This is a genomic window from Bellilinea caldifistulae (genome assembly GCF_001306055.1).
GTDB lineage: Bacteria > Chloroflexota > Anaerolineae > Anaerolineales > Anaerolineaceae > Bellilinea > Bellilinea caldifistulae.
Map to the genome: position 1 here is coordinate 15,493 of NZ_LGHJ01000004.1, position 18,829 is coordinate 34,321.

The window sequence follows — 18,829 nt, forward strand, 5'->3', positions numbered from 1 at the left end:
GAATAATTCAAACAAACAGGGCACCCAGATGGGTGCCCTGTTCTACATTAACGTTACAAAAACTTTACAAACTTGGTCTGGTTGGTACAATAGAATAGAATGAAATCAAAAACCTCCGTTTCGAAATGGATTTGGGTGATTTTGCTGGCGTCAATCCCTCTGTTGGTTTGGTCGCTGGGTTCAACGCCGCTGAATGAGATTGTGCAGGTATTTTCTCGTCTCCACCTTGCTCAGGTCATGATTTTAGCAGGGGTCAACATTCTAGTTTTTCTTTTGATTGCATTGCGCTGGGAGATTATTCTGCGCGCCATGGGGATGAAAGTGCCTCTGAATAAACTGGTCAGTTACCGCTTAACCAGTTTTGGAGTGAGCTACTTTACACCCGGCCCGCAATTTGGCGGCGAACCGGCGCAGGTTGCCTTTTTGACCCGTCATCATCCTGTTCAAACCCCTGCTGCCATTTCGTCCGTCTATCTGGATAAATTGTTGGAGTTATTGGTGAATATTCTGGTCATCTTCGGGGGACTTTTCCTAACTTTAAACGCGGGCTTTGGCAGCCATATTCTCCAGCCAAAATGGCTGGGTCCTGGTTTTGCTGGTGGCTGTGGTTCCCATGATTCATCTGGTTGCCTTGAAAAGCCACTTATATCCTATCAAGTGGCTGGTAGAAAAGAGTGGAGCCCACCGTTCAAACCGGCAATGGATGCGGAAAACCAGTCAACTGCTGGTTGAGGCAGAAGGTCAAATTGCAATCTTCCTGGAAAAAAATCCAAAAAGCCTGCTCCTGGCAATTTTGGTGTCTCTGCTTTCCTGGGCGGGGATGATTTTAGAGTACTATCTGGCTGCGCAATTTCTGGCTTTGCAAATGAATGGTCAGCAAGTTGCGTTTGCGTTTGTTCTTTCGCGGCTTGCCTTTTTGGCACCCTTACCGGGTGGATTGGGGGTTTTGGAAGCCAGTCAGGTTTTCGCAATGCAATCAGTCGGAATGCCGGCAGCAGCGGGGTTGGCACTGAGTTTATGGATGCGCGCCAGGGATGTGTCCATTGGACTGGCAGGCTTGATGCTGGGTGGCTGGTTTCTAACCCGCCCATCCCATTCAATTCAAGAGGATTTTAAGTAATAAAAGAATGGAGATACCCATGATGACTACTCGCTCAAAGATTGGGGTTTTGGAGGGATTAATTATTTTGCTCACCCTTGCGACCGCTGCAATTCACATTTCATTGCTTTTTCCGGATGTGGTGTTCATCTTGAATGGTTTGGGATTCCTTTCGCTGGCTGCAGCATATTTTTTACCAATACCGCTGTTTACTCAGCGAAGAAAATGGATTGCCTGGGCTTATATGGGATACACTCTGGTGACCATTCTCTTGTGGGTTGCGATTGGTGAGCGCTCAACGTTGGGGTTTGCTACGAAAATCGTTGAAATAGCCCTTTTGATCAGTTTGTGGATGGATTATCGGCGGGGTTCATTCGGTAATCGTCAATCTTCTTAAATCATTGAGGTGTTGTAATGGAAGAACCATTAATTTTGAATCAAATTGTTTGCGCGCGAGTCCCAACCGCAGTGGGAGAATTCCAGCTCTGCCTGTACACCAATAATCGGGACGACAAGGAACATCTGGCGTTGATTCGGGGGGACGTGTTCGGTAAGGAAAACGTGCCTGTCCGGATTCATTCGGAATGTTTCACTGGTGATGTTCTGGGTTCGCGCCGGTGTGATTGTGGGGAACAATTGCACCATGCGATGGAATACATTGCCCTGGAGGATTGCGGGGTAATTGTTTATCTGCGGCAGGAAGGCCGCGGCATTGGTTTGATGGAGAAACTACGGGCTTATAATCTGCAAGATCAAGGAATGGATACGGTGGATGCAAATCTTGCTTTGGGGCATCCTGAAGATCAACGCGAATACAGTGTGGCTGCGGCCATTTTGAAGGATCTGGGGGTGCGGTCGGTGCGTCTGTTGACCAATAACCCGGACAAGATTGCCGATTTAGAGAGCCGCGGAATCCGCGTTGTTGAGCGAATACCGCTCATCCCCACCATATATCCGGATAATGCCGCCTACTTGATGACCAAAATAAAGCGGATGAATCACCTGCTGGATGCAGAAGTACTTCAATTTGTTCACTCCGAATCGAATCGCAATGGAAATCATCCCTGATATTGAACTTGCAGCGATTGACTGGTTGAACCAGCATAAAAAATTGGCTGAAAATCAGAAGAAGCCGCTGGTTACACTCAGCTATGCCCAAACGCTGGATGGAAGCCTGACCATTCGGCGGGGAAGACCGATTGGTTTGAGTGGGCCTCAGTCCCAACGCCTGACTCATCGTTTGCGTGCCAGCCATGATGCCATTCTGATCGGGATTGGGACGGTGCTTTCCGACGATCCCCAGTTGACTGTGCGATTGGTGAAGGGAAAAAACCCGCAGCCGATCATTCTGGACTCTCGGCTACGAATTCCCCTTGAATGTCAATTGCTGCGCCGTCAGGATTGTAAAGTCTGGGTGGCCTGTGCCGTTACGGCTGAAGAAACTCGACAACGAAGATTGCTTCAACGTGGGGTTGAATTGATCCCTTTACCGCGCCGCGGTGATCGCGGATTGGATTTAGAAAAATTATTGCAAGAATTATGGCAGAGAGGGATTGAATCAGTGATGGTAGAGGGAGGAGCGAAGGTCTTAACTTCGTTTCTCACCGAAAGGCTGGCAGATTTAGCCGTGATCACAATTGTTCCGCGCTGGCTGGGCGGTGTGAATGTGATCAGTCATCAGCGGGCGTCGGATCAATTGCCTTCGTTGAACCATGTCCGCTATGAAGTGTTTGGCAGGGATGTGGTGGTATTCGGTGATCTGGATTGGTCGGAGCGCTAAATGAAGCGGCAGGTTTTGGTTCACCGGTCAGTCCGGAAAGTTGAGGTTGTAGAAGAAGATTGTCCTTCTCCGGCTGAAAATGAAGTGCTGGTTCAAACCCGTTTCAGCGGAATCAGCGCCGGTACGGAAGCAATGATCTATCAGGGACTGTTTCCCGAACATCTCAGTCTGGACGAGAATCTGGCAGCTTTGAGGGGAGAATTCCAGTATCCTTTCCGATATGGGTATTGCTGTGTGGGAGAGATTATCGAATGTGGCAAAGGGATTTCTCCCGCATGGCTGGGCAGGCGGGTATTTGCATTTTATCCTCATGCCAGTCATTTCACAGTTTCATGGGATGACTTAATCCTCTTGCCGGATACCCTGCGGGATGAAGATGCGGTGTTTTTGCCAAACATGGAAACTGCGGTCAATTTTCTTCAGGATGGCAAGCCCTTGCTGGGCGAAGCCGTCCTGGTGTTTGGTTTGGGGATGGTGGGCTTGTTGACTTGTGCTTTACTGGGGCAGTTTCCGCTGGGATTTTTGGGTGGATTGGACCTGTTCCCTTACCGACGACAGATTGCCCTCAGCCTTGGCGCGGATATTGCCCTCAACCCTGTTGAATTTCCGCAAACCGGATTGCTCCGTCAGGCGCTTGAATCGGCCGGTTTACCCAACACTGGCGCAGACCTGGTTTATGAACTGAGTGGTAACCCAGAGGTGATCAATCAGGCGATTGAGGTGTGTGGATTCAACAGCCGGATGATCATCGGTTCCTGGTACGGTAAGAAAACGGCTTCTCTGGCATTGGGTGGAGCGTTTCATCGCAACCGAATCAGCATCTCTTCCAGTCAGGTCAGCACAATTGATCCATCGCTCATCGGACGATGGGATAAACGGCGCCGTTTTGAGGTGGTATTTGAACAGCTGGAGAAAGTCAAACCCGGTAACTGGATCAGCCATCTTTTTCCGTTGTCTGAGGCCGATCAGGTGTTTCAATGGCTGGTTGATTCGCCCGAGCAAGTATTACAAGCGGTTTTTACATATCGGTAAGGTGATCGGCGGGTTGGCGTGTGGGTAAATGGGGTGGGTGATCAGCGGAGTTCTTGATTTTTTCGATTGTTCGCTCGTAGAGCGGGCGAATCTGATCCATTAAGTGACGGGTGATTTCCTCCGGGCGGCGGTAAACAGCCAATGGACGGGTGTCAATTGGGGGAAGGAGATCAACCTGAACATCCACCGGCCACAATGCTGGGAAAAGTTCGCGCATCAAAATTTGCAGAGTGGCTGCCAGACGGCGTTTGTCTTCTGGCCGGCGGCGGAGCAGCGTGAGAGGGTGGCGCAAAGAAGGCGCTGCAATCACACCACTGACCAGCACCGGCAGGATCGGCAAACCGGGAACGAGCCGCACAAACAAGCCGGTACTGATTGACCAATCATCCAGGGAATCGAGCGTACCCGGCAAAACTTTCGGGTCGGGTTCAATTTTTCCGCCGGGAAAGGTCAGCACAGCCCCGCCAGCCCGCAGATGAGCAGCGGCTTGACGAATCACCTCGCCACGTTGGTGTTCTGCTTCTGGAACAAAGAATAAGTAGCGGCTGGTGGCCGGCAAAGCCCGCAAAAAGGGACGTTCGGCTGCCAGAACGCGTAAATCGGAACGCGGCAAGGCTGCAAACAGGGCGAGCGTATCTGCCATGCCGGGATGATTGGAGAGGATTAAAACTGGCCCGCTGTGGGGAAGATATTCCTGACCGCTCACGTTCAGGGAACGGACATATTCGGGGAGCATTCTCCGTGAACCGGCATTAAGACCACCCGAAGCAACCTCGCGGTCAAATTCGAGTACATGGCGGGTAAACTTGCGGGCCGGATAGTCGAATAAACGTCGGGCAATCTGACGTGCCAGAGGTCGCTTTTCAATGCCGAAGGAAATCAACATATCCTCAATGTTGATTTCCACCAAAGTTTGTTCACTGGACTGATCATCAGCCATGATCATGTTAAGATTATAGTAGATTTGCTGATTGCTTTGGGCTGAGTCATCTTTTTGTAAAAGGAGTGAAACTATGTACCGGGTCGGTGTGCTGAGGGATTTTATTGCCCAGCATTATCTGATTGGCGGGGATTGGGGAGCAGAAAATCAACTTCATTCGCATCCCTATCGCCTCGAATTGGAATTGAGCGGAAAGCAGCTCGATCAACATCAATATCTGGTGGACATCGTGGCGATTGAGCAGGCTCTCGACCGCCTGATTGCTTATTACCGCGATCATACCTTGAATGATCTGCCGGAATTTGCGGGGATCAATCCATCTCTGGAGCATTTTGCTCGCGTGTTGTGTGAATCGTTGGCTCAGCAGTTTCTGCATGGGGCGGTCGAGCGCATTTCTGTCAAATTGTGGGAAAACTCACTTGCCTGGGCAGGGTATGAGGTAAACCGCTAAGTGAGAGTTGGGCTGATCATTTACGGGGAGTTAAGTACCCTGTCCGGGGGGTATCTGTACGACCGTAAATTGGTGGAGTATCTGCGGAGTCAGGGAGATGAGGTGGAGATCATCTCTCTGCCCTGGCGGGATTACCTGCGACATTATCAGGACAATTTCAACCCCGCCTTCCGAGAACGTCTGCGACAATTGCGGGTGGATGTGCTGCTGCAGGATGAACTCAATCATCCTTCTCTTTTTCTTCTAAACGTAAATTTGAAAAAGACGGTTCGTTACCCGCTGGTGAGCATTGTCCATCACTTGCGCTGTAATGAACAACACCCCTCTTTATTGCGGTGGTGGTATCGGCAGGTTGAAAGAATTTATCTGAATTCTGTGGATGGTTTTATTTGCAATAGCCGGACAACCCTTGAAACGGTGGAAGGGCTCATCAAAAATCCAAAACCTGCTGTGGTTGCAACTCCCGGCGGCGATGCTTTGCCTTTAAAAACCGTGCCCCATTCCATTCCGCATAACCCAAATGCGGTGGTGCAATTTTTGTTTGTTGGGAACTGGATCCCCCGGAAGGGCCTGCATATCCTGTTAGAGGCATTACAACCCCTGAGCTCGCAATCATGGCGGTTATCGTTGGTGGGCAGAACGAACTTGATGCCATCCTATGAGCGGAAGATTCGCCATCGAATTGCCGCAAGCGGCTTGAGCGAGAAAGTGCACATTCATGGAGCAGTCTTGAATGAGGATCTGGTTCGGTTATGGCAATCCGCCGACGTGCTGGTAGTCCCATCTCAGTATGAGGGGTTCGGAATTGTCTATCTGGAAGCGATGCGCTTTGGGGTGATCCCAATTGGCGGGAAAGACGGGGCAGCCGGGGAAATCATCCAATCGGGGATCAATGGTTTTCTTGTTCGGCCCGATTCTCCAGCAGAGTTGAGTAATCTTTTGGCGACCTTAATCGCCGATGCGAGTCTGCGGAATGCTATTAAACAAGCCGCCCGCCAGCGGTATGAGCAATTCCCCGCCTGGCAGCAGAGCATGGCAGCGGTACGCCGGTTTTTGATCGAGAATTTTTTGGGTAAAACATGGAGTTAGAAAATGGAATGGTCGTTTGTCCGATATTTAGCCGCTAAGAAGTCAGTGGATGATCGGGCGCTCAATCGGCAGGTCTGGGAGTCGCTGAGACGGGAAATCGAGCATAAGGCCGACTCGCAGCCGCTTAGAGTGCTTGAAGTGGGCATGGGCATCGGCACGATGTTTCAACGGATGCTGGAATGGGGATTAGTAGAACAGGCGGAGTATATTGGCATTGATGCTGAAAGTGAAAATATTGCCGTTGCCAATCGCATTATTCCGTCATGGGCAAAGGAGCAAGGCTGGAATGTGCAAGGTTTGGATTTTCAACAATCTGCAAAACCCAGACACGATGGGGTGGCTTATGGCTTTTTGAAGGCTGATTTGTTCGATTTTTTGCAACAGCCTCGCTGGCAGAATTATTTTGATCTGGTGATTGCGAATGCTGTGCTGGATGTGGTGGACGTTCAGGCTGTTTTGCCAATGATCAACAACAGCCTCAAACAGGGTGGAATGGGCTACTTTTCGATCAACTTCGATGGGATGACGGCTTTTGAGCCGTTGATTCATGCTGCCCTGGATGAGCAAATCATTCGTGTGTACCATCAAAGCATGGACGAGCGGCGCATCAACGGTAAGCCTTCAGGTGGCAGTCGGACGGGACGGCTTCTTTTTTCGGTGTCAGGTCAGGCAGGTTTTGACATTTTGGATGCCGGATCATCGGATTGGGTGGTCTTTGCGCGCGGTGGTCAATATCCGGCTGATGAGGCTTATTTTTTGCATTTCATTCTGCATTTCTTTGAGGAAACCATTCCGCGCTACCCGCAAATTGACCCAGGCGATTTTCAAGAGTGGTTGAGGATTCGCCATGCCCAAATACAGAGGGGAGAACTGGTTTTTTTGACCCATCAAATGGATTTCCTGGTACAAAAACGATGAAGCTCGATCTATTTCCTTCCACAGGGGGAAGTTATATTTTGGTGCTGCGGCTGACCAATGCTGTGGAAATTTTGGTTGGTAAGTCAGGACGAATTCCATTTCCGGCTGGTGTTTATTTTTACTGCGGTTCTGCGTTGGGCAGCGGCGGTTTAAGAGGGCGGTTGAAGCATCATTTCAAACCTCGTACTTCTCCACACTGGCATATTGATTACCTGCGTCCCCACAGTGAGATTGTCGAGGTGGTCTTCTCACAGGGCGATGAGCGGTGGGAGTGCTGGTGGACGCAATTTTTGTTGAGGCAACCTACTGCTTTTATACCGGCAGGCGGTTTTGGGGCTACGGATTGTCGGAATGACTGCCCGGCTCACCTGATTGGTTTTTCGGAAACTCAAATTCCGAAAATTTTAAGAAATTTCACCCTTGCGTGGAATTGTCAACGCCTACCCATGGAATAAAAATTGTGGTATAAGAAAGATAACCCTGCTGTGTTCGTGATGCAGCACGACCGGTTTTGAGCCAACACCAATTAAGAGGGTTCCAATATCACTTGAGTGACGCGATAGACTTCGGTCAAGGCGGATCTCGGTGGAGGATCCCATACCTGCGAATGCAGGTTCAAAACTACGCAGCACACGGCACGGCGGGGGGTTTTTTTATCTCCTGTTGCTCAGCGGCATGGAGATTTTTTGTTGACATCCCTCCTCAATCGGACTACACTATGAATAGTTCAATCGCCAAGAGGAGATGAAAAGATGGCTGCCCGATATCAACTGGTACTCAAGTCCGGGCCGAATGCGGGTCTGACCTACCCTGTGGAGGGTGATCTAATTTCTATTGGAAGAGATGCCAGTAACATGCTGGTGGTCAATGACCCGGAGGTTTCACGCCGGCATGCGCGTATTTACCGGCAGGGCGAAGGGTATTATCTCGAAGATCTTGGATCTACCAATGGAACGGCGGTTAATGGGGTCAGGCTGGAAACGGCTTATGCCCTTCAGGGCGGGGAGTTGATCACACTTGGGGAAAATACCCATCTTCTCTTTGAAGCGCTTGAGCTTGACCCGGATGCGACCATTGCGGCGGTGCGTAGTTCTCTGCTGGAAGAGGAAGCCGAACCGCAGACGGCGTATGAGCCGGTAATGACAAGCCCTCCCCCGATACCGGGTAGCTTTACCGGTCAGGTGCCGCAACCGGCGGCTGTTCAAAAAAGCACCCAGACGGCAAAAAAGAAACTGTCTCCTCTGATGATTGTTTTAATCGTTGTGGTGATTGTGCTGGCTTGTGGTTGTATTGCTTTTGCAATTTTTGATGCCTTGAATTTGTACTGCACCTCGCCATTCAATACGATTACCAATCTTTTCATACCGGGAGCTTGCCCTCCCTAGAACGAAAAGGGTTTCAATTCAATGACCTTCCAGCAGGGGCTCCAAGGGGTTGATTGTGGATTTGCGGGCTTGCTCTGGTACAATTGAATTGAAGCCCAATCTGGACATTTGTCAATGAGCGATTCTGCGCAACCATCAATTTCCCCACGTTGGAGCGGTACGACGAAACTGGTCGTGGCTCTGACGACGGTTGCCATTCTGGCGGGACTGCTGATCCGTTTTCGCCAGATTGTGGGTCTGTTGCTGGTGGCGTTTATCCTGGCTTACCTGCTTTATCCGATCACCGATTTTCTTCACCGTAAGTTAAGGCTTTCCTGGCGGCTGGCGGCTTTCATTATCTTTCTGATTTTACTGGTTGGGCTTTTATCATTGTTGACCGTCAGCGGGTTGGCGCTTTTTGAGCAAGTTCAAAATCTGGTGCGTTTTCTGGATACCCGCATCCGTGACCTGCCGAAAATTATTGCTGATTTAACCGCTCACCCGATTGAAATTGGTATATTCCAGATTGATCTTGCTCAGTATGACCTTGCCAGTCTGGCAAGTCAATTACTGGGGATGGTACAGCCAGTTCTGTCTAATTTGACCTCCCTTGTTGGAAAACTGGCTGCGAGTGCGGCGACCACTGTTGGCTGGTTATTCTTTTCGGTTTTGATTGCATACTTTATCCTCAATGATTCTGGCGGTGTTCGCGAACGTTTGATTAACCTGCAAATTCCGGGTTACAGTGAGGATATTGCCCGTTTTGGCAAGGAATTGAACCGGATCTGGAATGCTTTTTTGCGCGGTCAAATGATCATTTTTATCATAACCGTGCTGGTGTATATCCCGCTGTTAGGGGCATTGGGAGTGAGTTTTTACGTGGGACTGGCGCTGCTGGCAGGGCTTGCCCGCTTTGTACCTTACATCGGGCCGTGGGTAACCTGGATTACCTACGGGTTGGTTTCTTACTTACAGGGCAGTACCCTGTTCGGGGTTGAACCGTGGGTTTATGTCCTTATTGTCTTGGGCTCGGCCATTGTCGTTGATTTTGCTCTGGATAACTTTTTAGTCCCGCGTTTGATGGGAAGCGCTTTGAACATTCACCCGGCGGCGATTATGGTGGCAGCATTAATATTCGCCAATCTGTTTGGTTTGATTGGGGTCTTGCTGGCGGCTCCGGTCACGGCAACGATCAAGTTGATTGCCAATTACGTGTTTCGCAAAATGTTCGACCTGGACCCCTGGGAGGGCATGGAGAAGATCGCCGACCGGGAACCCAATGCAATGGCCCGCTGGATCAGTCAATGGTTTGGTAAATTGTTTGCCTGGATCAACAGGCGTTTTCAAAAACAATTTCCCAATGGAATTCCGCTGGTCAACTGGCTGGAGGAGTTTCGTAACTGGTTGGGACGTGCGTTGCAAAAAAATGTGCCGCCCCAGAAAAAAACGAATTCCGGTAAATAATTATTCTCGAAACCAAAACCGATCATCAAGGAGAAAAGAAATGAGCAATGCCATGGATCCGAAAACTGAAACGATTGCAGAAACCGACAACTACATGGCGTGGCAGGCCGAAGAACCGGATGGGGAAACGACTTACCATCTGGAATTAAATAATGTGACTCTGCACTTCTTCACCGAGGAGTGGGAGGAATTTTTGCAGCTGGCACGGGCGATTATCCGCGATGCGGATGGACGGTAATTAATATCTGCCACGCGGCTGGGATTCGAAAACAGCCGTCAGTTCTTCCTCACTGGCGGGTGTTACCCGCACGACGGCGGCTTTGTATTCCGGAATCTTAGCCTGCGGGTCAAGTGCGTCGGTTGTCAGCAGGTTGGCAGCCGCTTCGCGGAAGTGAAAAGGAATAAAAACTACCCCGATGTTTGTTTTGGTGGTCACTTTTGCGCGTAAAACGATTGAACCGCGCCGAGAGGTAACCCGCACCGGGCTGCCATCGTGAATTCCTAAACGGGCGGCGTCCGCCGGGTGAATGTCCATCAGGGCTTCGGGAAAGAGGTCATCCATCCATGAATGCCGGGTGAGGGTTCCGCCGTGCCAGTGTTCCAGCACTCGCCCGGTACTCAGTATCAGCGGATATTCTTCATCCGGCATTTCGGCGTTTGGTATGTATTCCAGGGGGTGGAATTTGGCTCTGCCGCGTGGAAAACGCTCGCCATAAAGGTAGGGGGTACCGGGGTGATCCGGGGTTGGAACCGGGGTTTGCAAACCGACTTTTTCGATGCGATCATACCGAATGCCAGCATAATCCGGGACATAGCGCCCCATCTCTTCAAGGATTTCAGCAGGATGGTGATAGTCCCAATAGGCCGAATTGGGGCGGTTCAAGCGGCGTTCAACTCGTTTGGCGAGATCACAGATGATCTCCCAATCCGGGCGGGATTGACCGCGTGGGGGAATGACCTGTCGAACGCGTTGAACCCGCCGGTCGGTGTTGGTAAAGGTGCCTTCTTTCTCTGCCCAGGAGGCAGCCGGCAGGAAAACATCCGCAAACGCACCGGATTCGTTGATGAACAGATCCTGGGCAACTAAAAATTCCAGTTCCTGCATCTTCTTGCGGGTGTGGTTGAGGTTTGGCTCGGACATCATTGGGTTTTCACCCATGATGTAGAGGGCTCGCACGCCACCAGGATGAACGGCTGCCAGGATCTCGGTGGTGGTCAGTCCTCGCTGCCGGTTCAGCCCTCCTGGTTCAATGTGCCAGGCTTCTTCCCAGCGGCGGGCATTTTCTTCATTGTCCACAGCCTGATAACCGGGGTAGTGCCATGGCATTGCACCTGAGTCGGACGCTCCCTGGACGTTGTTTTGACCGCGTAAAGGATTCAAGCCGGTGCCCTTGCGACCGACATGTCCGGTCAACAAAGCCAGGTTGATCAGGCTTAAAGCGTTGGCTGTCCCATGAGTGGATTCAGGAATTCCCAGCGCCCAAAAAATAGCCCCGTTGTGGGCGGTTGCATACATGCGGGCGGCTTCGATAATCAACCCGCGGTCAACCCCTGAGATCTGCTCAGCGAATTCAGGGGTGAACTTTTCCATGGAGGTTGCAAAGGCCTCAAAATTCTCAGTGCGTTCCTCGATGAACTGGCGGTTATAAAGGTTTTCTTTGAAGATGACATGTGCCATTGCCGAAAAGACCGGCACATCACTGCCAGGACGGATGGGCAAGTACAGGGTGGCGTAATTGACCATTTCGATGCGGCGCGGGTCAACCACAATCAATTTTGCGCCGTGCTTTTGGACGGCGGCTTTCATTTGCAGGGCAATAATCGGATGATTTTCGGTTGGGTTGGAGCCGGTTAAGATGAACACATCGCAATCGCTGACCTCGGCAGCCGTGTTGCTCATGGCTGCAGATCCAATGGCCATTTGCAGGGCAACTACACTGGCGGCATGGCATAAGCGGGTACAGTGATCTACATTATTGGTACGAAAAACAGCGCGGAAAAATTTTTGGAGAAGGTAGTTGTCCTCGTTGGTGGCTTTGGCGCAGCAGTAAACCGCCATGGCTTTTGAGCCATCGCGCTGGTAAATTTCCACCAGCCGGTCGGCGGTGTAGTCGAGAGCTTCATCCCAACTGACTTCGCGCCATGCCGAACGATCAAACGCTTGGGTGCGCTGACCGGGTGTTTGAGGCTGTTTGCGGATAAGAGGAACAGTAACACGCTCTTTGTTGTAAATAAAGTCGTAACCGAAACGCCCTTTAACGCATAAATTGCCGTGATTGACGACGGAATCGAAGGGAGAGGTTACCTTGTAAATGAATTCATCTCGAACATGCAATTCCAGGTTGCAGCCCACGCCGCAGTAAGGACAGGTGGTGGGAACAACTTTTTCGGCATTCAACATGATATTATCCTCCTCTGTATTATGAGGGGTTAGCGGAAATTTCTTCGCGCCGTTTACGGCGTTGACGCTGGCTGCGTGTCAGACTCATGATCTCGTCTGGGCTGTAGCCCATTTCAAGCAACCATTGGCGCTTGGGCTTGAGCGCTCCGGTCGGACAAACCCCAACGCACTGTCCGCAAAAAACGCAGGTGGATTCGGGCATGGGAATTTCGTAAAAGGTACTGATTTGGGTTTCATAACCGCGCCCGGAAAAGTTAATGGCGTAGGTATACTGGGCATCTTCGGCGCATACCTGTACGCAACGCCAGCACAGAATACATTTGGCATAATCGCGGATGTACATGGGGTTGTCATCAATCACCGTTGGGCGGCGCGCTTCGGCATCCGGAAAGCGGTATAGATCAGAGGAATATTCCTGAATCATGGCTTGAATCTCCGGTGATTCGCTCAGATCCACGCTGGAAGCCAGCATTTCCAGGATGGTGCGCCGCGAGCGAATGACCCGTTCGCTGCGAGTGTGAATGACCATACCATCTCGCACCTGCACCACACAGGCTGGCTGCAAGGTGCGCGTTCCTTCTACTTCAACCCCACAAATGCGGCACAGACCGTTGGCAGTGCAGTGATCATGGTAACAAATTGTCGGAATCTGGATGCCTGCCTGCTGCGCAGCCTGTAAAATGGTGCTGCCTGCGGGTACCTCAACGGTTTGCTGGTCAATGGTTAAGCGGATGGTTTCGCTCATTGGATTACCCTTCCGTATTATTTAGATGGGTTGAAACAGGTGAGGAAAGTGCTTCATGGCACTCAGTATGGCAGAAGCAGCAGTTTGTCCTAAACCGCAAAGGGAAGAATCGGTCATCGTCCAGCCGACATCTTGAAGGCGTTCCCAGTCTTCCTGTTGAACTTCACCTCTGGCGATGCGTTCCAAAATTTCAAATTGGCGCTGGGTGCCCATTTGACAGGGATAGCACTTACCGCAGGATTCCTCCGCAAAGAAACGCGCCAATCGCAGGCAAATATCCCGTAAGTCGCGGGTTTCATCGAATACGGTGATCACGCCTGAACCAAGCGGTAAACCGGCTTCTTTCAAGTCCTCAAAGGTCAAGCGTACATTCAAGTGATCAGGGGTGGCAAATGCGCCGGCTGCTCCACCAAACAAAGCTGCCTGAAGGTGATGACCGGGCCGGACACCACCAGCCAGATCATACAATAAATGATGAAAAGGTATCCCAAAGGGTACTTCGTACAGACCCGGTCGAACCACATCTCCGGAGAGACAGAACAATTTACTGCCGGGAGATTTTTCGGTTCCCAATTTGCGATAATGAGCGGCTCCTTTGCGGATGATCACCGGTACATTGGCGAGGGTTTCTACATTATTAATCACCGTGGGCTTGCCGAATAATCCGTGAGTGGTTGGGAAGGGTGGTTTTAACCTTGGAAAGCCGCGTTTACCTTCGATGGACTCAAATAGAGCGGTTTCTTCGCCGCAGATGTAAGCGCCTGCACCGCGTCGAATTTCGATGTCAAAGTTAAAATCGGTATCGAGGATATTATTACCCAGAAAACCGGCTTCGCGGGCGTCTTCCACGGCTTTCTTCATGGCCTGATAGGGCAACAAGTACTCACCGCGGATATAGACATAGCCCTTTTGGGCACCAATGGCATAACCGGCGATGATAATCCCTTCCAGGATGCTGTGGGGGTCATCTTCCATCAAGACACGGTCCTTAAAGGTGCCGGGTTCAGCTTCATCGGCATTGCAGACAACATATTTGACTGATCCGGGAGCATTCGCGGCGGCTTCCCATTTCAAACCGGTTGGGAAGGCAGCTCCACCCCGTCCAACCAACCCGGCGGCTTTGATTTCCTCAATGATCTGGCGCGGCGGGGTTTGGAGAGCTTTGCGGAGAGCCTGATAACCGCCCAGGTCGAGGTACTCGGATAATTCAACGGTATGACCCAGCCCGCAGTTGGCTGTCAGGATTGAGACCGTGCCACCCAGCAGACTGGAAGGCCGCTCGCCCCTACCACTGACCAAATCCTGCCAGGTTTGGCGGTCAGCTCTGGCAACCGGCTGACCCTGTACCAGAACGGCAGGTGCGTGTTCACACAGGCCTAAACAGGGTGCCATCTCGATCGTCAAAGAAGATGACGAATTGCCGGTTGGGGCAGCCTCTTGCTGAAAGCGAATTTGTTTGAAAAGCGTTTCGGAACCTGCCAATGCACAAGCCGGGTCATTGCAAACGTGGATGACGGTTTTTCCAACCGGTTGGCTGTAAAACAGGGAATAAAATTCAATCACTCCATAAATTTCGGCAAGCGGGACGTTCAAAGCCTGTCCGACGGCTTCGGCAGCCACACGGGGAATGTAACCGTAAATTTGCTGAGCATCATGCAGGGCAGGCAGCAGGGACGTTCGTCCCCGCGAATGATAGCTTTCCAAACGATGGAGAAGGGGACTTAAATCCAGGTCGGACATGGGTTCTCCTTTTCGACCAGCGAATTTTGGAAAGAGCAGCAGAGGGGAGCAATGGTTGGGGGTGAAGTCGGATAATTCCTACTAAACCGGTTATAATTATTATACATGAAGTTGACGGTAGTGGTTCAAGCAGGCGGTGAATCCCGTCGGATGGGAAAAAACAAGGCTTTGCTTCCATTCATGGGGCAGCCTTTGATTGAGCGGGTGGTCGAACGGGTCAAACCCATTGCCGGGGAGGTCTTGATTACCGCCAATCAACCGGCGGATTATGACTTTTTGAATTTGCCGATATATCCGGACATTTTGCCCGGCTATGGAGCTTTGGGTGGTCTTCTGACCGCTTTATCAGTTTCCAACTCGCCAGTAACAGCTGTGCTGGCCTGTGATATGCCGTTCGTCAGTGCTGAATTGCTGGTGTACCAGTTACAGGTTTTGGAACAGGGGAATTGGGATGCGGTGGTTCCCAGAGGCGAGGGCGGTTATGAGCCTCTCCATGCTGTTTATCGCACCCAGACATGTAAACAGGCAGTTGAGCTGGCAATTCAAATGGGCGAGAGAAAAATGATTGCGTGGTTTCCAAAGGTGAGGCTTTACACCATCGAACAGACGGAATGGGAGCCTTTTGATCCGCAAGGACGAATTTTCTGGAATATCAATACCCCGCAGGAATTAACCCGTGCCGAGGCAGCGGCTCACGCCGAAATGGAATAGGGAGCAGTGTGTTTTTCGGTAGCATTTGAGGATTCGTCAAAACGAACCCGCTGCGGATGGGTGTAGAGGTTGAACTGATTGCGGCGGGCATAACCGATCAAGGTAATCCCGTACTGGTCAGCCAGTTGAATGGAAAGAGAAGTGGGCGAGGTGCGCGAGATGACAATCGAAGCGCCAATCCGGGCGGCTTTTTGCAACATCTCTGAACTGATCCGTCCGGTGGTCAGGATAATGCGCCGGCTGGGCTGGAGCGATTGACGCAGGATTTTACCCGCAATTTTATCGAGAGTATTGTGCCTGCCGATGTCTTCGGCAAGGGCGATGACCTTATTCCCGTCGGTTAATAAAGAGCAGTGGACGCCGCGCGTTTGCCGGTATAACTGTTGGGAATCGAACAGTAAATCCATCCACATAACCAGTTTTTCTGCCGGAAAGACATCTCCGTTGAGGATGGGCTGGGTGTGTTTTTGAGCATCATCGCTGGTCACACCACCTGTGCAGCCGGAAGTCTTGCGCCACGTGAGGGGTTTTTCCACCGGATGATTGAGCCAGACATCCACATTTGCGCCATGATCGCAGGGGCGCAGGATTTCAATCTCATGGATGCTTTGAATGATTCCTTCGTTGAATAGAAAACCAACGGCTAAATCTTCCAGTTCCAGCGGGGTGCACATCCAGGATAGCCAGAGTGTTCCATTAACCGTCAGACTGACACTGGCTTCGGAAATAACAAGTCCTTCTTCCACCAGAGAAGTGATTCCACTTCGGTATTGAAGATAACGGACGGGTTGAACCGCGTCATGTTTAATCATGTGAGCCCTTTTTTCTAACAGTAATTATCGGACAGAGGTTCTCTAATTTTACTTGATTATCCAGATTCTGTGTGCAGCCAGAATTCTTGGTAGAATTGGTCATGCCATGAACGATGGGTTTTATTTATCAATCCGGTATATCATTTTCCTTTTTTCTACCTTGTTTTTGATGATTGCTTTGGCTGCCTGCAACATACCATCCGGCAGCCCTGCTGCTTCATTGGACTTGACCGCACTTGCTCAAACCGCGGAAATTCAACTTACTCAAATTGCAGCCAGTTTAGCGGCGACTTTGAACCAGAATGTAACCCAACCGGCGGTTACCCCCACGCCGATTATCCTTACACCGACCCCTTCGCTACAAAATACTGGCACAGCATTTCCTGCCGAAATTCCGTGTGATCGGGCCGGGGCGGGGAGCATGCTGGATGTGACTTACCCGGATGACAGCCGTTTGTTACCGGGTCAGCAGTTTACCAAAATCTGGCGGCTGGTCAATCGCGGGTCGTGTACCTGGAATCGGAATTATCAGGTGGTCTGGTTTTCCGGTGACCGACTGGGAGTCAGCCCCTCACAGCCCCTGCCGGGTAAAGTTGAACCCGGTGAAAGCGTGGATATTGCGGTGGATATGTTAGCACCGCAACAGCCCGGTTTATACACCAGTTACTGGATGCTGCGGAATCCAGAAGGTAAATTATTTGGGATTGGGCCGGGCGGAAATGCCCCTTTTTGGGCTCGTATCCAGGTCATCGCGATTTACACCTCCACGCCGACGGCAACTCCAACAACGACACCAACTCCAATCACTCTTGCCAGCGGCAGGTTTGACCTCGGATTGGGGGAATGGGTTGATCTTGACCTTGGTGAGTTGAGCGGCGACGAGGAAAAGGCGGATATTCGACTTATACAAACCGATGAAGGAAGTATTTGGGTCGAGGTGTTCGGGAATGCCGGATTGATGATTTTCGGAGAGGTCCAGCCGTCCGTCAATGATTGCCGCAGTGCAATTTTTTCAACAAACCGCATCGGCGTGGAATCAATTCCGGAGGGTACTTTTCTTTGTTACCGAACCAATCAGGGGCTTTCGGGTAGTTTGAGGGTAGTTTCAATTTCGCCATCACCGCTGACGATTCGCTTTGATTTCCTTACATGGGCAATCCCATGACCAAATACCATCAAGATTGTGGAGAACACGATGAACAGCCTGGATGACTTTCAGAAATTTTCCCAAATTGATTCCCAAAACATGTTGGGAGAGATTAATCACTTGCCTTCCCAACTGGAACAAGCCTGGGAGATGGGGAATCAATTATCACTGCCGCCGGTAAGTGATATTCAACAGGTGCTGGTTGCCGGAATGGGCGGTTCAGCGATTGGGGCAGACCTGTTAGGGGCTTATCTCGAACCGCTTGGACGGGTACCCTTCGTGGTTCAACGCGATTACACGCTGCCGGCCTGGGCGAACTCACCGGCGACACTGGTGATTGCTTCCAGTCATTCTGGTAACACGGAAGAAACACTCTCGGTTTTTGAACAAGCCATTGCAGCCGGCTGCTCGGTGGCAGCCATATGCACAGGCGGCAAGCTGGCTGAACTGGCTGAAAGTCAGGGAATTCCGCTCTGGCGTTTCAAGCACACCGGGCAACCACGGGCGGCAGTGGGATTTTCCTTTGGATTGCTGCTGGCGATGTTGAGTCGGCTGGGTTTGTTGCCTGACCCGTCCGCAGAGTTGAGGGATGCTACTCAGGCGATGCGGCAGCAACAACAAACCTTGCTGGCAGAAGTACCGGTTACGAGCAATCCGGCTAAACGCTTAGCCGGTCAATTGATCAACCGCTGGGTAGTGGTGATGGGATCGGGTTTTCTTGCTCCGGTAGCGCGGCGTTGGAAAGGCCAGATCAGCGAGGTTTCCAAGACCTGGGCACAATTTGAATTTTTACCGGAAGCCGACCATAACACCCTTGCCGGTGTGGAAAACCCGCCATCCATGCTCAGCCAGACGATGATCATCTTTTTAAAGGCTTCGCTGGATCATCCTCAGAACATCCTGCGCAGTGATCTGACCCGGCAAACTTTTATGCTGGCTGGTTTGGGTACGGATTATTTTCAGGCCAAAGGTGAAAGCCGTTTGGCGCAAATGTGGACAACTCTCCATTTTGGGGACTATGTTTCCTACTATCTGGCGATGGCTTATGGGGTTGATCCGACACCCGTTCCGGCAATTGAGTCCCTGAAACTTGCCCTGAAACACGCCCGTCCTCAAAAGTAGTGCTTTCGGATCAG

At 51.1% G+C, this 18,829-nt stretch carries 21 protein-coding genes and 1 other RNA gene; 17 read left to right on the plus strand and 5 right to left on the minus strand.

Annotation, left to right across the window (positions count from 1 at the left end; genetic code table 11):
• Nucleotides 1–99 precede the first annotated feature (99 nt).
• Genes AC812_RS18235 through AC812_RS00890 form a run of 6 tightly spaced genes read left to right on the plus strand, consistent with a single transcriptional unit; the run spans nt 100 to nt 3,911 of the window.
• Nucleotides 100–732, plus strand: a complete 633-nt coding sequence (locus tag AC812_RS18235) for a lysylphosphatidylglycerol synthase transmembrane domain-containing protein (RefSeq protein ID WP_061918047.1) — start codon at nt 100–102, stop codon at nt 730–732.
• Nucleotides 614–1,120, plus strand: a complete 507-nt coding sequence (locus AC812_RS18240; protein WP_082149148.1) for a lysylphosphatidylglycerol synthase domain-containing protein — start codon at nt 614–616, stop codon at nt 1,118–1,120. Before AC812_RS18235 ends, AC812_RS18240 begins: the two co-directional genes overlap by 119 nt.
• Nucleotides 1,121–1,139: 19 nt before the next feature.
• A complete protein-coding gene (locus tag AC812_RS00875) occupies nt 1,140–1,496 on the plus strand; it encodes a hypothetical protein (protein WP_061918043.1) in 357 nt (118 codons plus the stop codon).
• A 17-nt stretch (nt 1,497–1,513) separates the two neighbouring features.
• The gene (ribA, locus tag AC812_RS00880) at nt 1,514–2,167 is read left to right on the plus strand and encodes a GTP cyclohydrolase II (RefSeq protein ID WP_061918041.1); all 654 of its coding nucleotides are present in this window, start codon (nt 1,514–1,516) and stop codon (nt 2,165–2,167) included.
• Nucleotides 2,151–2,879 carry a RibD family protein gene (locus AC812_RS00885; protein WP_061918039.1) on the plus strand — a complete coding sequence of 243 codons (729 nt, stop codon included), beginning with the start codon at nt 2,151–2,153 and terminating at the stop codon, nt 2,877–2,879. The genes ribA and AC812_RS00885 overlap by 17 nt, the downstream gene beginning before the upstream one ends.
• On the plus strand, nt 2,880–3,911 hold the full coding sequence (locus AC812_RS00890) for a zinc-dependent alcohol dehydrogenase (protein WP_061918037.1): 1,032 nt from the start codon (nt 2,880–2,882) through the stop codon (nt 3,909–3,911). It begins immediately after the preceding gene.
• Here AC812_RS00890 and AC812_RS00895 read toward each other — a convergent pair.
• Nucleotides 3,898–4,857, minus strand: a complete 960-nt coding sequence (locus AC812_RS00895) for a lysophospholipid acyltransferase family protein (RefSeq protein ID WP_061918035.1) — start codon at nt 4,855–4,857, stop codon at nt 3,898–3,900. The two genes, AC812_RS00890 and AC812_RS00895, sit on opposite strands and share 14 nt — an antisense overlap.
• Nucleotides 4,858–4,924: 67 nt before the next feature.
• On the opposite strand from AC812_RS00895, the gene AC812_RS00900 reads away from it, so the two are divergent.
• The 8 genes from AC812_RS00900 (at nt 4,925) to AC812_RS00935 (ending at nt 10,375) form a co-directional block, all read left to right on the plus strand.
• Nucleotides 4,925–5,302 (plus strand): 6-pyruvoyl trahydropterin synthase family protein, encoded by a 378-nt coding sequence (locus AC812_RS00900; RefSeq protein WP_061918033.1) that lies wholly within the window; start codon nt 4,925–4,927, stop codon nt 5,300–5,302.
• A complete protein-coding gene (locus AC812_RS00905; protein WP_061918030.1) occupies nt 5,303–6,391 on the plus strand; it encodes a glycosyltransferase family 4 protein in 1,089 nt (362 codons plus the stop codon).
• Between the two features lie 3 nt (nt 6,392–6,394).
• Nucleotides 6,395–7,309, plus strand: coding sequence for a class I SAM-dependent methyltransferase (locus AC812_RS00910; RefSeq protein WP_061918028.1), 915 nt, complete (start codon nt 6,395–6,397; stop codon nt 7,307–7,309).
• A complete protein-coding gene (locus AC812_RS00915) occupies nt 7,306–7,764 on the plus strand; it encodes a GIY-YIG nuclease family protein (protein WP_062158741.1) in 459 nt (152 codons plus the stop codon). The genes AC812_RS00910 and AC812_RS00915 overlap by 4 nt, the downstream gene beginning before the upstream one ends.
• 19 nt (nt 7,765–7,783) lie before the next feature.
• Nucleotides 7,784–7,960, plus strand: a non-coding RNA gene (gene ssrS, locus AC812_RS00920) — 6S RNA.
• Between the two features lie 101 nt (nt 7,961–8,061).
• Entirely contained in the window at nt 8,062–8,694 is a 633-nt protein-coding gene (locus AC812_RS00925) for an FHA domain-containing protein (RefSeq protein WP_061918024.1), read from the plus strand.
• A 114-nt stretch (nt 8,695–8,808) separates the two neighbouring features.
• A complete protein-coding gene (locus AC812_RS00930) occupies nt 8,809–10,137 on the plus strand; it encodes an AI-2E family transporter (protein WP_061918022.1) in 1,329 nt (442 codons plus the stop codon).
• Nucleotides 10,138–10,177: 40 nt separating this feature from the next.
• Nucleotides 10,178–10,375 carry a hypothetical protein gene (locus AC812_RS00935; RefSeq protein ID WP_061918020.1) on the plus strand — a complete coding sequence of 66 codons (198 nt, stop codon included), beginning with the start codon at nt 10,178–10,180 and terminating at the stop codon, nt 10,373–10,375.
• Here AC812_RS00935 and fdhF read toward each other — a convergent pair whose 3' ends face one another.
• The 3 genes from fdhF to nuoF are packed head-to-tail and all read right to left on the minus strand — an operon-like array spanning nt 10,376 to nt 15,023.
• The gene (gene fdhF / locus AC812_RS00940) at nt 10,376–12,538 is read right to left on the minus strand and encodes a formate dehydrogenase subunit alpha (RefSeq protein WP_082149146.1); all 2,163 of its coding nucleotides are present in this window, start codon (nt 12,536–12,538) and stop codon (nt 10,376–10,378) included.
• 19 nt (nt 12,539–12,557) lie between these two features.
• A complete protein-coding gene (locus tag AC812_RS00945; RefSeq protein WP_061918018.1) occupies nt 12,558–13,283 on the minus strand; it encodes a 2Fe-2S iron-sulfur cluster-binding protein in 726 nt (241 codons plus the stop codon).
• 21 nt (nt 13,284–13,304) lie between these two features.
• Nucleotides 13,305–15,023 carry an NADH-quinone oxidoreductase subunit NuoF gene (gene nuoF / locus AC812_RS00950; protein WP_061918016.1) on the minus strand — a complete coding sequence of 573 codons (1,719 nt, stop codon included), beginning with the start codon at nt 15,021–15,023 and terminating at the stop codon, nt 13,305–13,307.
• A gap of 105 nt (nt 15,024–15,128) precedes the next feature.
• On the opposite strand from nuoF, the gene mobA reads away from it, so the two are divergent.
• On the plus strand, nt 15,129–15,734 hold the full coding sequence (gene mobA / locus AC812_RS00955; RefSeq protein ID WP_061918014.1) for a molybdenum cofactor guanylyltransferase: 606 nt from the start codon (nt 15,129–15,131) through the stop codon (nt 15,732–15,734).
• Here the strand turns inward: mobA and fdhD are convergent.
• Nucleotides 15,716–16,546 (minus strand): formate dehydrogenase accessory sulfurtransferase FdhD, encoded by an 831-nt coding sequence (fdhD, locus tag AC812_RS00960; protein WP_061918012.1) that lies wholly within the window; start codon nt 16,544–16,546, stop codon nt 15,716–15,718. The two genes, mobA and fdhD, sit on opposite strands and share 19 nt — an antisense overlap.
• A 106-nt stretch (nt 16,547–16,652) precedes the next feature.
• Between fdhD and AC812_RS00965 the strand changes: the two genes are divergently transcribed.
• Both AC812_RS00965 and AC812_RS00970 read left to right on the plus strand, forming a co-directional pair.
• Complete coding sequence (locus AC812_RS00965; RefSeq protein ID WP_061918010.1) at nt 16,653–17,711, plus strand: NBR1-Ig-like domain-containing protein; 1,059 nt, start codon at nt 16,653–16,655, stop codon at nt 17,709–17,711.
• Nucleotides 17,712–17,741: 30 nt separating this feature from the next.
• On the plus strand, nt 17,742–18,815 hold the full coding sequence (locus tag AC812_RS00970; protein WP_061918008.1) for a bifunctional phosphoglucose/phosphomannose isomerase: 1,074 nt from the start codon (nt 17,742–17,744) through the stop codon (nt 18,813–18,815).
• Nucleotides 18,816–18,829: the final 14 nt, after the last annotated feature.